The sequence below is a fragment of the Cognataquiflexum rubidum genome, from assembly GCF_022538115.1.
GTDB classification, from domain to species: Bacteria; Bacteroidota; Bacteroidia; order Cytophagales; family Cyclobacteriaceae; genus Cognataquiflexum; species Cognataquiflexum rubidum.
Genome location: NZ_JAKZAL010000027.1, coordinates 1 through 20,304, shown reverse-complemented (window position 1 = coordinate 20,304; position 20,304 = coordinate 1). Strand labels below are relative to the sequence as shown.

Annotated in this window: 19 protein-coding genes and 2 tRNA genes; 4 read left to right on the top strand and 17 right to left on the bottom strand. The window is 39.0% G+C overall.

Annotation, left to right across the window (positions count from 1 at the left end; all coding sequences use genetic code 11):
* Positions 1-9: 9 nt before the first annotated feature.
* The 5 genes from MMU05_RS20620 to MMU05_RS20600 form a co-directional block, all read right to left on the bottom strand.
* Entirely contained in the window at positions 10-1,590 is a 1,581-nt protein-coding gene (locus MMU05_RS20620) for a phage tail sheath family protein (RefSeq protein WP_241143548.1), read from the bottom strand.
* 27 nt (positions 1,591-1,617) lie between these two features.
* The gene (locus MMU05_RS20615) at positions 1,618-2,598 is read right to left on the bottom strand and encodes a hypothetical protein (RefSeq protein ID WP_241143547.1); all 981 of its coding nucleotides are present in this window, start codon (positions 2,596-2,598) and stop codon (positions 1,618-1,620) included.
* A gap of 378 nt (positions 2,599-2,976) precedes the next feature.
* Positions 2,977-3,049, bottom strand: a tRNA-Thr gene (locus tag MMU05_RS20610).
* A 138-nt stretch (positions 3,050-3,187) separates the two neighbouring features.
* Positions 3,188-5,041 carry a DUF349 domain-containing protein gene (locus MMU05_RS20605; protein WP_241143546.1) on the bottom strand — a complete coding sequence of 618 codons (1,854 nt, stop codon included), beginning with the start codon at positions 5,039-5,041 and terminating at the stop codon, positions 3,188-3,190.
* A 54-nt stretch (positions 5,042-5,095) separates the two neighbouring features.
* Positions 5,096-5,665, bottom strand: coding sequence for a YqgE/AlgH family protein (locus MMU05_RS20600; protein WP_241143545.1), 570 nt, complete (start codon positions 5,663-5,665; stop codon positions 5,096-5,098).
* 90 nt (positions 5,666-5,755) lie between these two features.
* Here MMU05_RS20600 and pdxH point away from each other — a divergent pair, with 90 nt between their 5' ends.
* On the top strand, positions 5,756-6,391 hold the full coding sequence (pdxH, locus tag MMU05_RS20595; protein WP_241143544.1) for a pyridoxamine 5'-phosphate oxidase: 636 nt from the start codon (positions 5,756-5,758) through the stop codon (positions 6,389-6,391).
* A 22-nt stretch (positions 6,392-6,413) separates the two neighbouring features.
* On the opposite strand, the gene bshB1 is transcribed toward pdxH, so the two are convergent.
* The 8 genes from bshB1 to MMU05_RS20555 form a co-directional block, all read right to left on the bottom strand.
* The gene (bshB1, locus tag MMU05_RS20590; protein ID WP_241143543.1) at positions 6,414-7,130 is read right to left on the bottom strand and encodes a bacillithiol biosynthesis deacetylase BshB1; all 717 of its coding nucleotides are present in this window, start codon (positions 7,128-7,130) and stop codon (positions 6,414-6,416) included.
* 36 nt (positions 7,131-7,166) lie between these two features.
* Positions 7,167-8,201 (bottom strand): peptidoglycan DD-metalloendopeptidase family protein, encoded by a 1,035-nt coding sequence (locus tag MMU05_RS20585; RefSeq protein WP_241143542.1) that lies wholly within the window; start codon positions 8,199-8,201, stop codon positions 7,167-7,169.
* A gap of 9 nt (positions 8,202-8,210) precedes the next feature.
* Positions 8,211-9,155, bottom strand: a complete 945-nt coding sequence (gene trxB / locus MMU05_RS20580; protein WP_241143541.1) for a thioredoxin-disulfide reductase — start codon at positions 9,153-9,155, stop codon at positions 8,211-8,213.
* Positions 9,156-9,352: 197 nt separating this feature from the next.
* Positions 9,353-10,216 (bottom strand): sigma-70 family RNA polymerase sigma factor, encoded by an 864-nt coding sequence (locus MMU05_RS20575; RefSeq protein ID WP_113922161.1) that lies wholly within the window; start codon positions 10,214-10,216, stop codon positions 9,353-9,355.
* Positions 10,217-10,301: 85 nt separating this feature from the next.
* Positions 10,302-12,443 (bottom strand): polyribonucleotide nucleotidyltransferase, encoded by a 2,142-nt coding sequence (gene pnp, locus MMU05_RS20570; RefSeq protein WP_241143540.1) that lies wholly within the window; start codon positions 12,441-12,443, stop codon positions 10,302-10,304.
* Positions 12,444-12,552: 109 nt separating this feature from the next.
* Positions 12,553-12,828, bottom strand: coding sequence for a 30S ribosomal protein S15 (gene rpsO / locus MMU05_RS20565; protein WP_241143539.1), 276 nt, complete (start codon positions 12,826-12,828; stop codon positions 12,553-12,555).
* A gap of 66 nt (positions 12,829-12,894) precedes the next feature.
* Positions 12,895-14,763: an LptF/LptG family permease gene (locus MMU05_RS20560; RefSeq protein WP_241143538.1), complete on the bottom strand. Its 1,869-nt coding sequence runs from the start codon at positions 14,761-14,763 to the stop codon at positions 12,895-12,897.
* Between the two features lie 77 nt (positions 14,764-14,840).
* Positions 14,841-15,236, bottom strand: coding sequence for an START-like domain-containing protein (locus tag MMU05_RS20555; protein ID WP_241143537.1), 396 nt, complete (start codon positions 15,234-15,236; stop codon positions 14,841-14,843).
* A gap of 258 nt (positions 15,237-15,494) precedes the next feature.
* On the opposite strand from MMU05_RS20555, the gene MMU05_RS20550 reads away from it, so the two are divergent.
* From MMU05_RS20550 to MMU05_RS20540, 3 genes are all read left to right on the top strand, one after another.
* Positions 15,495-15,568, top strand: a tRNA-Met gene (locus tag MMU05_RS20550).
* 51 nt (positions 15,569-15,619) lie between these two features.
* Positions 15,620-15,874, top strand: coding sequence for a GIY-YIG nuclease family protein (locus MMU05_RS20545; RefSeq protein WP_241143536.1), 255 nt, complete (start codon positions 15,620-15,622; stop codon positions 15,872-15,874).
* A gap of 117 nt (positions 15,875-15,991) precedes the next feature.
* A complete protein-coding gene (locus MMU05_RS20540) occupies positions 15,992-16,246 on the top strand; it encodes a GIY-YIG nuclease family protein (RefSeq protein ID WP_241143536.1) in 255 nt (84 codons plus the stop codon).
* A gap of 274 nt (positions 16,247-16,520) precedes the next feature.
* Here the strand turns inward: MMU05_RS20540 and rplT are convergent, their stop codons facing one another.
* The 4 genes from rplT to thrS all read right to left on the bottom strand — a co-directional run bounded on the left by rplT (position 16,521) and on the right by thrS (position 19,783).
* Positions 16,521-16,865, bottom strand: a complete 345-nt coding sequence (gene rplT, locus MMU05_RS20535; protein WP_113922166.1) for a 50S ribosomal protein L20 — start codon at positions 16,863-16,865, stop codon at positions 16,521-16,523.
* A 111-nt stretch (positions 16,866-16,976) separates the two neighbouring features.
* The gene (gene rpmI, locus MMU05_RS20530) at positions 16,977-17,174 is read right to left on the bottom strand and encodes a 50S ribosomal protein L35 (protein ID WP_241143535.1); all 198 of its coding nucleotides are present in this window, start codon (positions 17,172-17,174) and stop codon (positions 16,977-16,979) included.
* Between the two features lie 21 nt (positions 17,175-17,195).
* Entirely contained in the window at positions 17,196-17,747 is a 552-nt protein-coding gene (gene infC, locus MMU05_RS20525) for a translation initiation factor IF-3 (RefSeq protein WP_113922168.1), read from the bottom strand.
* Positions 17,748-17,833: 86 nt separating this feature from the next.
* On the bottom strand, positions 17,834-19,783 hold the full coding sequence (gene thrS, locus MMU05_RS20520; protein WP_241143534.1) for a threonine--tRNA ligase: 1,950 nt from the start codon (positions 19,781-19,783) through the stop codon (positions 17,834-17,836).
* Positions 19,784-20,304: the final 521 nt, after the last annotated feature.

The following is a 20,304-nucleotide window of genomic DNA, read 5'->3' as shown; positions in this document are numbered from 1 at the left end:
TTTAAATGATTATGATTTCTGCATTTGTTGTTGGAAAGTGACTACAATAAATTCTGCAGGTCTGACAATTGCCAATTTGACTGAAACTAGCATTTTTCCTTGCAAAATGTCCAACCCTGTCATCGTAGCACCCAAGCCGATCTGAACATCAAAGGCATCCTCAGGAGATGAACCAGCTAATGCACCCTGCTTCCACTTTTCAGTCAAGAAACTGACAATCATACTCTTGACAGTGATCCAAGTATTGGCATCATTAGGTTCAAAGACATAAGCTCTGAGTGCAAGTTTGATTGATTGCTCGACCATGATGATGGTTCTCCTGACATTGATATATCGCCAATCTAAGCTGTTGCCATCGAGGGTCCTTGCACCCCATACCAAAGTTCCGACTCCGGGAAAGGTCCTGATCGCATTGATTGATTTTCCTGAGACATGTACATTTAAGTTCTCCTGTTCTTCATGGGATATCTCCACAGCAGGCTTAATCACGGCATTCAGGGAAACATTTGCCGGAGATTTCCAAACTCCTCTGTTATTGTCCACCATCGTATATATTCCTGCCAAAGCCGCAGCGGATGGCAATAAATTCATCATACTCCTTATTTCTTCCAAAATCGAGGCATACGTTGGACTTGTTGCCATCAAGCCCAAGTGTAAGTGGTCTTTTTTCTTATTGAAAAAGTCATTAAGAGCAACCTCAGGTATTTGTGAAATATTGGGAAATTCCTTTTGAAAGGCAATTCTAAAATCATCTTCATTTTTTGGAAATTCCAATATCAATTTTTGAGCATTTGACTCAGGAAGTATTGATTCCAAATCTATTTCAGGATCAAGGTTTTTAAAACTCACTTCACCTTTTTGGACCACTGTGGTATAAAGCCATGGATAATAGGCAGCCGCATAACTCAAAAAATCTATACCTATATTATCTCTAAAAAAATCAATTGGATCGTCTCCTTTCTCTCTGCTTTTATATCCATCAAAGAGGTCAAAAATCCCGATTCTGTTTTGCATGTGATTACAATGCGCCAACACCTCTCTGTAAATCTCATAACATTCCTTTCCCAATAAAACCGCCTCCGGTATACCTACCATAGTAGGTTCCTGTTCTTTTTCCAATGAGTGCAAACCCCCATCAATAGGTTTACCATTTTCATCCTTGCCATAACCCAAAAGCTGATCCTTATTAATCTTTAGGGAATCTTTTCCCTCATAAGTCCCCACTGATACTATATAACAAGTCCCTCCCCCATTGGCATAAAACAGCTTGATGCTGTTATAAAAAAGCAGGTGGTTGTCCTTCGCATATTTTATAACAAATTCAGTATCTCTAATACTAACCCTGTTTTTGTCTCCGTCTTGTGGTGTTTCAAGTTTGAATAATGGATTAAAAGCACCACCAAATAATTCTACATATTCCGCGAAGGAAGTAATCCTTGTGGGGATATTTAAAAGCGATTTACCGTTGCGGGAAGCCTTTTCAGTGTAGCCAATAAATGCAGGTATGGCCGTAGCAACTTCTACAACAGAACCAGGAAAGGCGTTTTTCTCTTCGATGTAGACGCCGGGAGTCATTAGTGGTTGTTCCACAGGTTTTAATTTTTAGTGAAATATTGGTTAGATAAAAATATGTGAATAGATATGATTTGGGGAAGAATCTTCATGATGCAGATATTCGGGAGTGGCAGTTGGTAGATGTGAAATAACTATTTTTTCACCTTCTTCCAGTTTGGAATTTTCTACCAGTTGAAAATCTACAGTTGCTGAATTTTTAAGTATAATCTCCTGATCGGACTCAAAACACCTAACTGTTCCTGGGCCATTGATCTCTATTTGTTTTTCTGTAAAAGTGTAGCTGTTTGTTCTCAGATCCTTTATTCCTAAACTAGGTTTTTTGTTTAAGTCTTGATCGGCCAATATATACCGCCACTTAGTAGCTCTGGCTTTGAAATTTACTTGGTATGAAATTGGGTAATTGGACAGGATATCTTCAAGAAGCTTTGCTATATGCAAGGAAAAAACCATGCCCGGTAACACAAAAAGTTGGTCTGGAAAGAAATAGATTTTCTTTACCTCTGTATTTGAAGGTAAAGTGAAGCTCCCTTCTTCTTCTATTTCTTCTCCAAGTGATCCATTTGGATCTACCTCTATTGAATTTCCCAATTCATCCAGAACAATAGGATTTTGGGAAGTGATAAGTTCAAAGGGGAATTTCATACCTTTATAAATGTTGAAGAGTGCATTTTGGTCTATAAGTTTTCCTTTGGTTTCGGTTTCATTTTCTTCTGTTGGAAACAAATTACTATGAAATATCAAATTCTTTTGAGGATAGAATCCTTCTAATTCAGTGTAATTCCAAAATAGCGGATCTTTGACCTGAAAGTGAAATCTCAAAGGTTTCAATTCATTCGGCAACAGTGAAGAGTTTCCTGACAAAAGATGAAACCCAGACTCAAATGGTTTAATAATCAGATTTAAATTCGATAGTATTTTTTGGGTTTCCTTAGGAATTTTCAATTGAAAAATATCGGCACTTTTCATTGCATGGTACTCATGGAAATATTGAAAGGTGGCGATATGTGAAAAAACACTCTGCATCAATGGTCTTAGTTTGGTTTGGGATAAATATTTATAGGTATTAAACCCACTACCGGTGTTTGATATGATATATCAATATAGGTGATTTAATGGCCTGTAAAAAAGCTAAATGAAAAAACTTAATTGAATAAAATGGAGATACCTTTTAAATGATTATCAGGTTCTTTTCAACAAAGTGAATTTTGAGATCAAAAATTCAGAAAATCCGATCACGGTCAATAGTCCTTAGCCATTGCAATTGTACTTCAATTCTAGTTTTATTTCAATATTGAAAAAATGCCTAAAAAAAATATTCTTTGTTTTAAAGAATATTTCCCGATTTAATGAAATCATCGAATTTGGATATACGAAAAAAGGGTAGCTATTGCTACCCTTTTGAGCCCCCTGCCGGGATCGAACCAGCGACCTACTGATTACAAGTCAGTTGCTCTACCAGCTGAGCTAAGGAGGCGATAAATAAGAAGGTTTGTAATTCGAAATCGACCGTTGTCTCAAATCGTGGTGCAAATATAGCCGTATCATGCAATCGTGCAAAAAGAAATACAAAAAAAATAAGGAGACATTTGGTATCTCCTTATTTATGAGTGTATTAAAATTCTTTCAGAATTGTTAATTTTTTCTTCAGCTTATCGATTTCACTTTCGGCCTTTTGGATTTTCTCGTCAAATTGGTTTTTGAGCTTATCTGCAGTCTTTGAGGAAGCAAAAAATTCGATATTGTTTCTCCAAAGTGTCACGTTGTTTTCAAGGTCAGCAATCTGTTTTCTGATTCCATGTTCTTTTTTATTGAGAACACGGTTACTGTTTGGATCTGATTGAAGCTTGTTCAGATTCAACCTGAACAAGAAATCATCCTTCGCCCCTCCTGCAAAGCCAAGGTTTTTGACGTATTCATCTACTGCCTCATTGAACTTATGAACGATCTCCTTCATGTTTTTGCGCGGAACAAATCCCAAAGAATTAAACTTGGCGATGTATTCCTCCAAAGAACTTTCCTTAGTAGAACCGCTTCCTGCCTCTTCTTTAATCTTTTTGATGAGTTCTTCTTTGGCTAACAGATTTTGATCAAACTCCTTGTTTACCTGCTTGTTGGAGTTTCTTCTATTTTCAAAGAAAGCATCGCAGGCAGTCTTGAATCTCTGATAAAGATCGTCTCTCACTTTTTCGGGAGTGGGACCTATTTGTTTCCAGTCCTGTTGCAAAGAAATCATCTGATTGGCTGTTTGCTGCCAATCTTTATTTTCCTTAAGCGATTCAGCTTTTGCAATCAGTTCTTCGGCTTTTTTCTTGTTCAACTGACGGATTTCGTCCAACTCTTTGAAAAAATGGTTTTTCTTTTGAAAGAAATGCTTAAACAAGCCCCAGAATTGCTTGTTTATCTCTTTTCCATTTTCTCTAGGCACAGGCCCAATGGCTTCCCATTCTTTTTGAAGCCCCAAAATTTCTTTTGTTTTACTGTTCCAGTCCTTGATTTTTGATCCTTTATAATCAGCGTCTACCTCCAGTTTTTTAATGAGCGCTTCTTTTTTTAGTAGATTTTCTTTCAAACCTTCTTTTTGGCCATCATAAAACTCTTTTCTACGGGAGTAAACAGCATCAGAAGCTTCTTTGAATCTGTTCCAAAGGGTTTCTTGCTCTTCCCTGGGAACGGGACCTACGTGCTTAAATTCTTCATGAAGGTCATTCAAGATTTTGATTGCATCCTTCAAATCCCCCATCGCTACCAAAGCCTCCGCTTTTTCGCATATTTCAAGTTTATGGGTTAGGTTTTTCTTTCGGTCAAGCTCTTTTAACTCAAAGTAGATACTTCTATTGTCATAGAACCTGTCCATCAATGCATTGAAAGACGCCCATAAGTTTTTGTTTTGGGCGGCAGGTACAGGTCCGATTTTCTTCCAATCATCCTGAATATGCTTGATGGTGTTGATGCTGTGGGTGGTTTCCTCGCCATCTACAAGTTCTCTTAACCTGTCGAGAATTGTATTTTTGGCAATGAGATTTTTTTCTTTATTTTTTTCCTGTTCTTTCAGGAATTCTATTTTTTTCTCTCTGAATTCATTGATTACTGCAAACAAGGACCTGTCTTCCTCAGACGGTCTGTATTCAAAATCATCAGCGGAACCACCGTTTTTGGTAAATTCCTCCAGTGCAGCTTCTTTTTCTTTATGAAAAATCTCGTCAAAATGGGCTTTTATTTCATTGACCTGACCATCTATTTTTAGGAATTTACCTGATTCCACAAGTTGCTTCAATGTGGCAAGGAGTTGGCTTTTGGATAAATCAGAGTAATCAACTGTTTCTGAAATTTCCTCTTCAGGTTCATGCTCCACCGCTTCAGGTTCTGGCATTTTTTCATTTGTAATTTCACTACCCTCTGCTTCCTGAATTACTTCATTGGTTTGGGTCACCTTGTCTTCTTCAGACACTTCTTTTTCATTGCTCATAATAAAACTGATACTTTTTTGCAGGACGTCTAAAACAAAAGTAATAAAATTGGATCAATTTAGCCTCGGATCAATGGGATAATTTGCCAACAGCTGAAATTCTCCTCCCATGGTTTTCAAAATATTTCTCCATAATTCTACCGGAGAATCGTTGAATATATTTTGTGGTTCAATTTTTTCACAGACGATCCATGTTTTCTCTTCCAATTCTTCGTTAAGCTGTCCTTCTGTCCATCCCGAATACCCAATGAAAAACCTGATATTTCCATTGTTCAACTCCCCGTTTTTGAGTTTTTGGATCAGGGTTTCAAAATCTCCGCCCCACCATAAGCCTTCCCCAAGCTTGATGCTTCCCGAAAGGATTTCCTCGCCTGAATAAACAAAATGCAGGGTATTCTGCTCCACCGGACCACCAACATACACATCTAAGTCAAGAAAAAACAAATCTTCTACAAGTTCACTGATTTTCAAGATCGAGAGCTTGTTCAGAACAAGCCCAAACGAGCCTTTATCATTGTTTTCACATAAAAGAATAACAGAACGCACAAAATTCTCATCCTGCAAAAAAGGCTCAGATATCAATAATTGACCTGCTAATGGAGTTTTTTTAAAGCTTTGGCTCATAGAAAAAGTGTCTGATAATTTTCTTAAGTTATATCTAAATTTTATAAATGCAATAAGTCTGGTAATTTTAGAAGAAAATTATAATACCTTATGAAACTAGCCGATATCCGAATTGATTATACATTAAAATCACTTGATGAGAAGGATGTACATGCTTCTCCGATTGATCAATTTAAAATTTGGGTGGAAGAAGCTCACCAATCCAAAGTCAATGAATGGAATGCGATGAACCTTTCAACTGTTCGCCCCGACGGAAGGCCTAATTCAAGGATTGTCCTTCTCAAAGATGTGGACACTGGTTTGGTTTTTTTTACTAACTATAATAGTGCCAAAGGAAAAGAATTGGAGAACAATCCCTATGCTGCCATTACGTTTTTTTGGCCGGTATTGGAAAGGCAGGTCAGGTTTATGGGAAAGGTTTCAAAAATTTCTCCTGAAGAATCTGATGAATATTATTTTTCAAGGCCTTTTGCCAGTCAAGTCGGAGCTTGGGCATCGCCTCAAAGCGAAGTAATTCCGAACAGGGCCTTTTTGGAGGACAAAGAAGCCCAACTATTAACTCAAATAAATGAGGAAAATATTACAAGGCCCCAGCATTGGGGAGGTTACCGGTTGATGCCGGAAGAGGTAGAGTTTTGGCAAGGAAGATCAAGCAGGCTTCACGACAGGATTCATTATCAAAAAGAAGGTGAAGCTTCATGGAAAATCGAAAGGCTTGCTCCTTAAGTCCATTAAGGGAATAGCGGATTTATTTTAGGTCAAATAAATCCGTGATTCCCAAAGTTCTTTCCACGGTAAAACCTTCACCATATTTGACCATAATACTGTGGCCTAATTCCCGAGACCTTGCTTCAATAAAATCCAAAAATTCTGCTGAAGAAATAAAACTTGCAGGTTCTTTGTTGCTCGGATCATAAAATTGCGACTTGAAAACCTTAATGCTTTCGATTTTAGTCTCCCAAAAATCCGTAATGTCCACTACAAAGTCAGGCTTGATATAGTTGTTTTGAATGTAATGGTAAACGTATTTTGGCCTCCATGGATCTTGGGAAATTCCCTCTAGGGTCGTCTCAATTTTTCTTAATCCACTCATAAAACACGCATTAGAAGCCACGGAACCCCCTTTCCCATGATCGGGATGCCTGTCGGTGACGGCATTTGCCAGCACAATTTCCGGTTGGTACTTTCTTATAATTTTGATTATTTCAAGGCGGTGATGGTCATCATCTTTAAAGAAAATGTCTTTGAAGCCGATATTCTCGCGCACCGCAATGCCGAGAATTTTGGAAGATTCCTCAGATTCCTGCATCCTGATTTCAGGTGTACCTCTTGTTCCCATCTCACCTTTGGTCAGGTCGAGTATACCAACTTTATAGCCTTTCGCAATTTGCGCCGCAATCGTACCGGAACAGGCCAATTCAGCATCATCGGGATGTGCAGCGATGACTAAGATGTCTAATTTCATAAATTTTGGATTTTGAGAAAGATAATCTCCTTTTCACTATTTCACTCTCAGTCTTCTTCCAACCTTGAGAATCGTATTGGTGGAAATTCCATTCAGTCTTGTCAAGGTGCTGACTCTGACTCCATATCTCCTTGCAATGGCACTTAATGTTTCCCCACTTCTGACTTTGTGGTATACAGCCTCCTGGGTTTTGACCACATGGTCAAAGCTAGAAGAGGTAATGTCATAGTATTGTGCTTTGATACTCCCCAGATTAAAATCAAAAACTTCGGTGGGATTAATGGAGAGACCTTGGTATCTGATTTCGAAATGCAGATGCGGTCCTGTGCTTCTTCCTGTATTGCCTCCCAGACCTATCAATTCACCTGCTTTGACTTCCTGTCCGATTTCTACACGAAATTTTGATAGGTGACCATACAATGTTTCCAAACCGTTTTTATGCCTTACTACAACGTAATAGCCATAACCTGTTCTGTCATATGACCGTATTCTCACGATTCCATCAAATGAACTGTAAACCGGATCGCCGACATTCAGCTTGAGGTCTGTTCCGTGGTGCCAACGGTATCGCCTAAACCCAAATTCGGAGGTAATACGGGTTTCGTCCAAAGGCATTTTCCAATCTGTTCCAAAAAACGGGTCGAACAGTTTTATCTGAACAGTGTCTTTGAATTCCTTTGGATTAAAATCATAGATATTGATTTTTTTACTGTCCCAAGAAGAATAATACTCGAATGCTGTCACCCAAATACTGTCTATGAGTACCTGTTCCGAAACTTGCACCAATTGATTTGTGGGTGCCCAATCCAAGGAAATCGTATCTTCAGCAACAATGCTTAGGCGTTTTTTTAATTCTACATAATCTTTAAAAAACAATGAATCTGTAGATTTGGTAATATCCTGAAGGTATTTGTCAGGATCAAAAAGTCTTAAATCCCTTGTCAGAGGGTTGGATTTAGGTTTTTCTCCAGATTTTTTCTTAATTATCTTTGGAAAATTTTGGGCATGGGATTGAATAGATCCCATGCCCAAAAATACAATTATCAATATCCAGAGACCTTTTACTTTCATTTTTTTAAATTACGCAGATTCTTTTGCAGCGAGAAATCTTTCTGCATCCAGAGCTGCCATACAACCTGTACCTGCGGCGGTGACTGCTTGTCTATAAATATGGTCTTGGGCATCCCCACAGGCAAATACGCCTTCTTTATTGGTCCGGGTACTTCCCGGAATAGTCTTGATATATCCATTTTCATCCATGTCAATGATATTTTTAAAAATATCAGTATTGGGATGATGTCCAATGGCGACGAAGAACCCGGTTATTTGCAGTTCTTTTGATTCTTTAGTGACGTTGTTATACAGCCTCACCCCTTTTACCTCATCTTCACCAAGGATCTCTTCTGTTTCAGTATTCCAAAGGACTTCAATTTTAGGGTTGTTCAAAACCCTTCTTTGCATGATTTGTGAAGCCCGCATTTCGCCTTTTCTGACGATCATGTAGACCTTGCTGCAAATATTTGAAAGATAGGAAGCTTCCTCACAGGCGGTATCCCCTGCACCGACAATGGCCACATCCTGACCTCTAAAGAAAAATCCATCACAAACCGCACACGCAGAAACTCCCCTCCCATTCAGCCTTGTTTCACTTTCCAATCCTAGCCATTTGGCGGAAGCACCAGTAGAAATTATCACTGTATCGGCATGTACTTCAAGTTGGTCATCAACTATCACCTTATGTGGAAAAGAATCAAAGTCAACAGAGGTCACTACCCCATACCTGACTTTGGTTCCAAATCTTTCAGCTTGTTTTCTAAAGTCCTCCATCATTTCCGGACCTTGGATTCCTTCCGGGTATCCGGGATAATTTTCTACATCGGTAGTAATCGTAAGTTGGCCGCCAGGCTGTCCACCTGTATAGAGAACCGGATTTAGGCCCGCCCGAGACGCATAAATCGCAGCGGTGTATCCTGCCGGCCCTGAACCAATTATCAAGACTTTGATTTTTTCAATTTCGGAAGTCATTTGATTGAATTTTTTGAAGTTGGCAAATTTTGTTAAAATCCCCTTCACAACAAAGTTAATGGGTGTTAAAATTCCCTAATTGAGGTATTATGAAGTGATGATCAGGGAGTTTATTTTTAAAATGTCTTTCGATAAGTAATTAAATAAAAAAAGGGGATAAATCCCCTTTATATTTTAATCCAAATCATTAAATAAGATTACCCAAGATAAGGCTTTAATGTTTTACTTCTGGAAGTATGCCTTAATCTCCTGATAGCCTTTTCTTTAATTTGTCTTACTCTTTCTCTGGTGAGGTTGAATTTTTCACCGATTTCTTCCAAGGTCATTGCATGTTCGCCATTCAAACCAAAGTAAAGTGTAATTACATCTGCTTCTCTTTGGGTAAGGGTTGAAAGCGCTCTTTGAACTTCTTTTCTCAAGGAATCAGTCATCAAGCCGTCATCCGGCTTTTCATCTCCATCATTTTCAAGAACATCCAACAAACTGTTTTCTTCACCCTGAACAAAAGGAGCATCCATAGAAACGTGTCTACCTGAAATTTTCATGGTATCCACTACTTCAGCAGCAGTCACTTCGAGCACTTCAGCCAATTCTTCAGGAGATGGTTCTCTTTCAAATTTTTGCTCCAGTTCGCTGAAGGTCTTGCTGATCTTGTTCAAAGATCCGACCCTGTTCAGAGGAAGCCTTACAATTCTGGATTGTTCAGCCAATGCCTGAAGGATCGATTGTCTGATCCACCACACAGCATAAGAAATAAACTTGAAACCTCTGGTTTCGTCAAATCTTTGGGCTGCTTTGATCAGACCGAGATTTCCTTCGTTGATCAGATCGCCCAACGAAAGTCCTTGGTTTTGATATTGTTTGGCTACAGAAACAACAAATCGGAGGTTGGCTTTTGTAAGTTTTTCTAATGCCAATTGATCGCCTTCTCTGATTCTTTTGGCAAGAACCACTTCCTCATCGGCTGTCAATAGATCTACTTTTCCAATCTCCTGTAGATATTTATCAAGGGACTGACTTTCCCTGTTGGTGATCTGTTTGCTAATTTTTAGCTGCCTCATTCAAGAATATAATTTTCAGTTAAGATTCAATTAATAACAGGAATCCAAATAAACAAAGTTCAAAATAACAAATACTCTATTGAACTTAGTCGTTTTTATCAGATTTTTCCGGTTTTGGCAATAATACTTTTCTGGAAAGCTTAAACTTCCCTGTTTTTTTGTCTACATCAATCAGTTTGACCATGATTTCTTCTCCCGGTTCGAGGACACCTTCCATATTTTCAAGTCTTTCCCACTTGATTTCAGAAATATGTAACAATCCGTCTTTACCTGGCATAAATTCTACAAAAGCCCCAAAAGGCATGATGTTTTTCACTTTGCCTGTGTAGGTCTCTCCGATTTCAGGCATGGCTACGATAGCCCTGATTCTTGAAATTGCCGCATTCATAGATTCCTGATTGTTTGAGAAAATATTGATTTTTCCCATATTATCTTTTTCCTCAATGATGATGGTGGCTCCGGTATCTTTTTGGATTTCCTGAATGACTTTTCCTCCTGGACCGATCACTGCTCCGATTAGCTCCTTAGGAATACTCATCATAAATGACCTTGGAGTATGCGGCTTGAGATCCGGCTTAGGGGCTGAAATGGTCTTTTTGATCTCATTCATGATATGAAGTCTGCCATCTTTTGCTTGATACAAAGCTTCTTTCAACACACTATAATCAAGACCTTCAACTTTAAGGTCCATCTGACAGGCTGTGATTCCTTTTTCAGTTCCCGTAACTTTGAAGTCCATATCGCCAAGGTGATCTTCATCGCCCAAGATGTCGGAAAGAATAGAATATTTTCCTGTTTTTGCATCAGAGATCATTCCCATTGCGATTCCGGTTACCGGAGCTTTGATCTGAATGCCCGCATCCATCAAAGCCAAAGATCCCGCGCAAACGGTAGCCATAGAAGATGATCCGTTTGATTCCAAGATATCGGAAACAATCCTGATAGTGTAAGGATTTTCATCACCTGAAGGAAGGACTTTTTTCAAAGCTCTCATGGCTAAGTTACCATGACCCACTTCTCTTCTTCCAACTCCTCTATTAGGTTTTACTTCACCTGTAGAGAATCCCGGGAAGTTGTAATGAAGATAAAACTTGTTATATCCGGATATCATTGCCCCGTCAATCATCTGCTCGTCCATTTTGGTACCTAAAGTACAAGTGGTAACAGACTGTGTTTCTCCTCTTGTAAACACTGCGGAACCGTGAGCTGATGGCAAGTAGTCAATAACTGACCAAATTGGCCTGATTTCGTCCAATCTTCTGCCGTCAAGTCTCTTTTTCTCATTTAATGTAAGGTTCCTTGCAGCTTCTTTATGGATTTTAGAGAAATATGGTCCAATCAAACTTGCTTCAAAGCCATGGCCTTCGCCCAAAGATGCTACGAACTCTTCCTTGACAGCCTTGATCAGGTCATATCTTTCAGATTTATTGGCAATCAACCTTGCCACTACTTCGTAACACTTCCCGTATAATTCAGCATGCATTTTTTCATACAATGCAGTATCTGATTTTTCATGGTTGTATTCTCTCTTCTTCTCTTTTCCGACTGCAATGGTCAATTCTTTCTGAATTTTGCAGTGTTTTTTAATTTCTTCATGTGCAAACTGGAGTGCCTCTACCATTTCATCTTCAGAAATTTCGTTGGCCTCTCCCTCTACCATCAAAATGTATTCTTCGGAACCTGCTACAATAAACTCCAAAGAAGCTGTTTCGAGCTGCGCAGGAGTAGGATTGATAAGCAACTTCCCATTGATCTTTCCTACTCGGACTTCAGATATAGGCCCGTTAAAAGGAATGTCGGATACGGCCAAGGCTGCAGAAGCCGCAAGACCTGCCAAACAATCAGGAAGAACCTCAGAGTCAGCGGACATCAAAGTAATGCCGATTTGTGTGTCAGCGTGGTAATCATCGGGGAAAATCGGTCTGATAGCCCTGTCTACAATACGGCTGATCAATATTTCATAGTCGGAAAGTCTTCCTTCTCTTTTCAAAAAACCTCCGGGAATCTTTCCGGATGCAGCAAATTTTTCTTGGTAATCCACAGACATCGGGAGAAAATCGACTCCTTCGCCAGCTTCTTTTTTAGAAACAACAGTGGCCAACAACATGGCTTTTCCCATGCGGACAACTACTGCCCCATCGGCTTGTTTTGCCAATGCCCCTGTTTCAATGATGATCTCCCTGCCGTCTTCAAGGACGATAGTTTTAGAAATTACGTTTGGTAACATACAATTTTGTAAATAATAATAGGTGTAGAATAGTTTTAAAAGTAAGGCTTAATATCAGGGGTAAATAAAAAAGTAAGGTTCTCCCATGAGAACCTTACATTAAATTGAGTTATTTTCTAATTCCTAATTCGGTGATAATAGCTCTATATCTTTCGATATCATTCTTGATAAGGTAATTGAGAAGGCTTCTTCTTTTACCTACTAATTTCAAAAGACCCAATCTTGAAGAGTGGTCTTTCTTGTTTGTTTTCAAATGGTCCGTCAAATGCTGAATTCTGAAGGTGAACAGTGCGATCTGTGATTCCGAAGAACCGGTATCGGTTTCAGCCTTTAACCTGCCATGATTTTTGAACAACTCCGCTTTTTTCTCTGATGTTAAATACATGCCTAGTTAATTATTTTAATTTTTAAAACAGGTACAAAGGTAATCCTTATAATTGAAATTCAAAAATCAGGCTTGAGATTTAGCTGGTTTTACGGTGAATTTGGCCTTAATCTTCTTAAAAAAATTGGTATAGGTATCCGGTTCAAACAACCTTGCGTCCTTTCTTGCCTGCCTCAAAAAGAAGAATCCGAATGGAAGCAAAACAAGATTTGAAAACCAGGTTCCAAATACGGTATTGGTTATTCCTTCTTTCGCCCATTTTTCACCCGTAATCGTCAACATATAGAACAGAATAAAGAATATAATTGACATCAAAACAGGCATGCCCAAGCCACCTTTTTTAATAATCGCTCCCAAAGGGGCTCCAATCATAAACATGACAATGCAGGCAAAAGCCGTAGTATATTTCTGATACCAGGCGATTTCAAACCGCCGGAATTCCCTTTCCAGGGCATCTACCTGCGTCAATTTTGTACTGAAGTTATTCTTTATCGTTCGGGCATTATTCATTCCAACAGTCGCTGCTTTTGAATTGTAATCACCTTTCGAAATTATGGAATCCATTGCAGCTCTTTTAGCATCTGTAAATACGGCGGTCTTTTGTGGAGTAATGGTATTGTTAGGGGTATTTCCGGGGGAGACAATACTGTCAATATTGGATTTAGGAACCAAAGAATCAATGGCAGTGGTCGGTGCATTAATTTTTAACACTTTCCTGTTGATGTTACGTTTTGGAACATTCCTGTCTACATTTATTGAGGTGTCATTTGAACCGTTTGCAGTCTTATTATTTACAATCGACTCTATTTTTGATAAATCCGGAATGGAATCTTTCTGAAAAATCAATTCTCTATCCAACGTAATCATGGAATCTGCACCTTTTGGAAAAGCCATTAGGTTAAGTGAATCCATTGATTTGGAACCTGATAAAACCGCTTCTTCTGCCTTTTTTTGCAAACCAGCTTTCGCGATTTTAATTGAATCATCTCTTTCTTTTCTCCTTACAACCTCCAAAGGAGGAGATAATTTTCTATCTCTTGTAAAATAAGGAAAGGAAGATTCGGTATTAAGGTAATTGTAATACACAATTTGGTTGATTTCCGAATTCATGGAATCGAGCCCGAGTTTGAGTTGGGCAATGTTTTTTATCGACCGGTTTGTAGACCATAAATCCTCGGGGGTTCGGTTCAATTGAAAAGATGCGAGGTCAAAGACAATTTGATTTTCTGAAAAAAGGGTTCTGCTCAAATCAGCAGGTTTTTCAGTAATTCCTCTCTGTGACCTTGATTCTTTATAACTGACCCCGTTATATAAGGTCAACTTCATGTAGTTATTATTGAAAAAAGGTTCCATCCTACCGGAATCGGCCATAATTACATTGATATTACCCTGTCCATCCGCGTGGTTGTAGATGATAATATCGTTCAATCTCACTTCATCTAATTTGCGGTTGACTTTGATACTATAATTTGGAATTCCATTGTAAAAAACACCTTCTTTGATGTCCAGTGCAGGCGACTTCATTCTGATATCATATAGGAGTCCAAATGTTTTGAGGTTGACCTTAGGAACCAGGTAATTGTTTGAGAGAAAAGCTGCGATGGTCAGCAACAACACAAACACTCCGATAGGCATTAAGGCCCTGACCAAGGATATACCGGCACTTTTCAATGCGGTCAATTCAAAATGCTCTCCCAGATTTCCAAAAGTCATCAATGCTGAAAGCAGCACAGCCAAAGGCAAGGCCATGGGGGAAATGCTGATTACAAAATAAGAAAACAGCTCCATATAAATCCAAAAACTCAGGCCTTTACCAAAGATTTCGTCGAAATATTTGAGCATGTTGACAGTGAGTAGAATAAAATCCACCACTACAAAGGTCAAAAAGAAGGGGCCTATAAAAGACCCCAAAATCAATTTATCTATTTTCTTCATTAATTATGAAAACCCTTACGAAGGAATGTAACGGCAAAGGTTGGAAATATTTTCAAAAGAAAAGAAAATACCGTCAATTAACCACCAATAATTTCTTTGAGTGTGTGGATTAAACTTTCCCAGATTGACTCCAACTCATCACCATCATACGAATCGCTATAATCTATGACTTTCAGAAACATGGTTTGTGTCAATTCATTTTCGTCTATCTTAAATTCAATGAAAGAATGGTCCTTTTCTTCTTGAATGGTCGGGTCAAAAAATTCAAACTTCACGTGGATGTTAGTCCTTAATGCTGTAATTCTTGCATAATGGTCCTCGCCATCGAAATGAAACTTATAGGTTTTATCTTCATTGATATTTACATCATCCGCAAACCATTCAGCCAAACCACTAGCCGTACTTAAATAAGGGAATAGAATTTTCTTGGAAGTATTGATTTGATAATCAGCAACAAACTTATTTTTTACCATTATTACTTTATTTTAGTTAACAAAAAGTCACTTTTTTTGGAGCATTTTGTTTGCAATTCATGACTTAAGACCTCATATTTGCAATCCGATTTGGAAAGGTACTATTTTTGAAAGTTATCCGGAGTCAAAGATTACCGTTCCTTACATTACCTGGCGAGGTAGCTCAGTCGGTTAGAGCGCAGGATTCATATCCGCCGCGGCGGACAGGGTTTCCGATCTAAACTGATAGTACCTGTTCATTTCCTTATATCATTACCTGGCGAGGTAGCTCAGTTGGTTAGAGCGCAGGATTCATAACCCTGAGGTCAGGGGTTCAACTCCCCTCCTCGCTACTTTAAGCTTCTCCTTCTGAGAAGCTTTTTTTATTTCTATTATTTTTAAATATGTATACTGTCTACGTTCTCTATTCCTTTTCGGCCTCCAGATTTTACACCGGAATGACTTCAGATCTCATAACCCGTTTTAAGTTTCACAACGAGAAAGGAATCGAAGGTTTCACAACTCAATTTAGACCTTGGTACTGCATCTATGTGGAGTTTTTTGATGATAAATCAATGGCACTCCAAAGGGAAACTGAACTCAAATCAGGAAAGGGAAGAGATTGGATTAAAACAAACATTCTTCCACTTTACATCTAGCTTGGATTCATATCCGCCGCGGCGGACAGGGGTTCTCCCGATAGCTATCGGGATCCCTCCTCGCTACTTTTAGCTTCTCCTTCTGAGAAGCTTTTTTTATTTCTATTATTTTTAAATATGTATACTGTCTACGTTCTCTATTCCTTTTCGGCCTCCAGATTTTACACCGGAATGACTTCAGATCTCATAACCCGTTTTAAGTTTCACAACGAGAAAGGAATCGAAGGTTTCACAACTCAATTTAGACCTTGGTACTGCATCTATGTGGAGTTTTTTGATGATAAATCAATGGCACTCCAAAGGGAAACTGAACTCAAATCAGGAAAGGGAAGAGATTGGATTAAAACAAACATTCTTCCACTTTACATCTAGCTTGGATTCATATCCGCCGCGGCGGACAGGGGTTCTCCCGATAGCTATCGGGATCCCTCCTCGCTACACAAAGCTTCTCCTCCTGAGAAGCTTTTTTGCTTTAAAACCAATTTCTCAAAACCATGTATCCAAGAGTTTTTATGATCGGTTTTACTATTTTTTGCACAATTGTAATATAAGAAAAAATCCCAAGTAGACTTCAATCATCCAAAAAATAGGTACAAAAAAAAGCCCCAAAAAGGGGCTTTTTATATTAAAATAAGAAAGTGCGTTCTTATTTTACTTTTTCAACAACAGCTTTGAATGCCTCGGGATGATTCATGGCCAAATCTGCAAGAACTTTTCTGTTCAATTCGATGTCCGCTTTTTTCAACAATCCCATAAATTGTGAGTATGAGATACCAAATTGTCTGGCACCTGCATTGATACGCTGGATCCATAAAGCTCTGAATTCTCTCTTCTTTGCTTTCCTGTCTCTGTAAGCGTACTGTAAACCTTTTTCGTATTTGTTTTTGGCTACGGTCCAAACGTTTTTACCTCTTCCGAAGTAGCCTCTTGTTGCTTTTAGAACTTTTTTTCTTCTTGCTCTGGAAGCGACGGCGTTTACTGATCTTGGCATAATTTTTTGATTTTTTGACTCTTGGTGTCAACCTTTTTCTCAGTTGATCTTGTAGACCGAAGCGCCTGGTGAATAAATAAACCTAATTGTCAATCGAAATTAAAGATCGGATCAACCGATTCTCAACATTGCTTTTACTCTTCCTTCATCTGATTCATGAACCATTCCCATTTTGGTAAGATTTCTCTTCCTTTTGGTTGATTTTTTGGTCAGAATGTGGCTTTTGTAAGCATGCTTTCTCCTGATTTTACCGGTTCCCGTAAGGGTGAACCTCTTTTTTGCACCTGATTTTGTTTTTACTTTAGGCATAACTGTGTTTGTTTGTTGAAATTATTTCTTTGATGACTTCGGCGCCAAGAATAGAAACATACGTTTCCCTTCCAGTTTTGGAAGTTGCTCCACTTGTGCATACTCCTCCAGCTCCTGTGCAAATTTCAATAACAGCATCTCTCCTCTTTCCTTGAATACAATAGATCTTCCCACGAAATGGACATAAGCTTTTACTTTTGCCCCCTCCTTTAAGAAGTTGATCGCGTGTTTCAATTTAAAATTGAAATCATGGTCATCTGTATTGGGTCCGAATCGGATTTCTTTGAGAACAGTCTTAGCTGCATTGGCTTTGATCTCCTTCTGCTTCTTTTTCTGTTCGTATTTAAATTTCGCATAGTCAATCACCTTACATACAGGTGGAGTGGCATTTGGGGAAATTTCTACGAGATCAAGTTCATTCTCTTCAGCTACTTTCAAGGCCTGAGCGAGTGTCAAAACAGCGTTTCCGCCTTCTACGTAGTCTCCTACGACCCTGACTTCTCTTGCTCTGATCCTGTCGTTAACCTTATAAGGTTCTTCTTGTCTCTGTCTGAACGGTGGTTTTCCTTTCAAATTCTTATGGTTATTTAATGAAATTGCGTACAAATATCGGAATTAATTTGAGATTTAAAAAATCTGCTTCATTATTACCGATTAATTTAATTTTTTAAAGACTCTCCTATTATTTTTTTGAAATAGGATACAAACTCAGCCGGGGAAAGACTTCCAAGATCTCCTTCTCCGTGCTTCCTGACAGAAATCTTACCTTCCTGTTGCTCTTTCTCTCCCACGATAAGCATGAAAGGGATTTTCTTAACTTCAGCATCCCGGATTTTCCTTCCGATTTTTTCGTCCCGGTTGTCAATCATTCCGATGATGTCCTCATCCTCAAGGATTCCTTTTATTTCCTCTGCATATTCAATGAATTTCTCAGAAATCGGCAAAATTGTAATCTGTTCGGGAGAAAGCCAAAGCGGGAAATTTCCGGCGCAATGCTCGATCAATACCGCCACAAATCTTTCCAAGGAACCAAATGGCGCCCTGTGAATCATGACAGGTCTGTGTTTTTGGTTATCAGAACCAATGTATTCCAATTGGAATCTTTCCGGTAGGTTATAGTCAACTTGAATAGTTCCAAGCTGCCATTTTCTTCCCAAAGCATCTTTGACCATGAAATCAAGTTTCGGTCCATAGAAGGCGGCTTCACCAAGTTCAGTGACAGTTTCCAATCCTTTCTCAGCGGCTGCTTCTACAATAGCAGACTCTGCTTTTTCCCAAGCTTCGTCCGTTCCGATGTATTTTTCCTTTTTCTCAGGATCTCTCAATGATATCTGAGCTGTATAATCATCAAATCCCAAGGCTTTGAATACATATAAAACCAAGTCAATGACTTTAATGAATTCCTCCTTGACCTGATCAGGCCTGCAGAAAATATGCGCATCATCCTGTGTAAATCCACGAACCCTAGTCAATCCATGCAATTCCCCACTTTGCTCATACCTGTAAACAGTTCCAAACTCAGCATATCTAATCGGAAGATCCTTATATGACCTAGGCTTGTGCTTATAAATTTCGCAGTGATGAGGGCAATTCATTGGCTTCAACAAAAATTCCTCCCCTTCATTTGGGGTATGGATGGGTTGAAAGGAATCCTTCCCGTACTTCTCATAGTGACCGGAAGTTTCATAAAGTGCCTTATGTCCAATATGTGGTGTCACCACTTGTTGGTACCCTGATTTATCCTGGGCCTTCTTCATGAAGTTTACCAACCGCTCACGAAGCAGTGTTCCCTTCGGCAACCAAAGCGGTAATCCCATCCCAACTTTTTCAGAGAAGGTAAACAACTCTAACTCCCTGCCTAACTTTCTATGGTCACGCTTTTTGGCTTCTTCAAGCATAAAAAGGTAATCCTGAAGTTCTTTGGCTTTTGGAAACGTGATGCCATACAGACGGGTCAGCATCTTGTTTTTCTCGTCCCCTCTCCAATAAGCTCCTGCAATATTGAGAAGCTTTACAGATTTGATAAAACCCGTGTTTGGAATATGCGGACCACGGCAAAGGTCGGTAAAGTTGCCCTGCTCATAGAAAGTAATTGAACCATCTTCAAGGCCTTCCAACAAATCAAGTTTGTAGGGATCATTTTTTTCTGTGAAATAGGCTACTGCTTCTTTCTTAGGAACTTCCTTTCTGATAAAGTCGCTTTTCAGTTTGGCCAATTCCATCATTTTGGCTTCAATCTTTTCAAGCTCTGAGCCGTCAAGAGATTTGTCTCCAAAATCCACATCGTAGTAAAATCCATTTTCGATAGGAGGACCGATTCCGAATTTTGTACCGGGATAAAGCGCTTCCAAAGCTTCTGCCATCAAGTGGGCGGAGGAGTGCCAAAAAGTGTTTTTCCCTTCAGTGTCATTCCAAGTCAAAAGTTGGACTTTGGAATCTTGGTGAATGGGTCTGCTTGAGTCCCAAACCTCACCGTTTACTTTTGCTGCAAGTACATTTCTGGCTAGACCCTCGCTGATACTAAGTGCAATTTGTAGCCCCGAAACTCCCTTTTCATACTCCCTGACAGAACCGTCGGGAAGTGTAATGTTGATCTGTTGGTTAGACATTTAAAATTTTTACTTGATGAAACATCACACCTTTACAAACAGGTGTGTTTTTGATTTGCAAATATGCGAATTGATGTTGGCTTTTTTTAGGATCAGAATAACAAAGTCAGAAAAAATGATATTTCTTACCGCAATGGGCGCTAATGTTTCTCATAGAGCGCAAGGGATTTAATTCCTAGGATTTGAAATTAGAGTTCTTTGCGTCTTGGCGCCTCCTGCGTGAGGTATATTTTTTACCGCAAAGGAAAAGAAGGTTTCGCAATGGATGCAAAGGATTTTGATTTCCCTGTTTTCGTTTCTAACCCCGAGTTACGTTCCTTTCTCGGGGCTACCCATATTTGACCACTTCGTGGTCGATCGCGGCCAATGTTTGTGAAGATGCAACCATTATACTTAATTTTTCTTTTTTTGTTCTGCGTCTGCGAGAAACTTATATTTTTCCTATATGTATATCCGCAATGATACCAGTGGCCAAATAAATATAAAGTGACAGCTAGTGACAATCGTTATTTGTTAAAGAT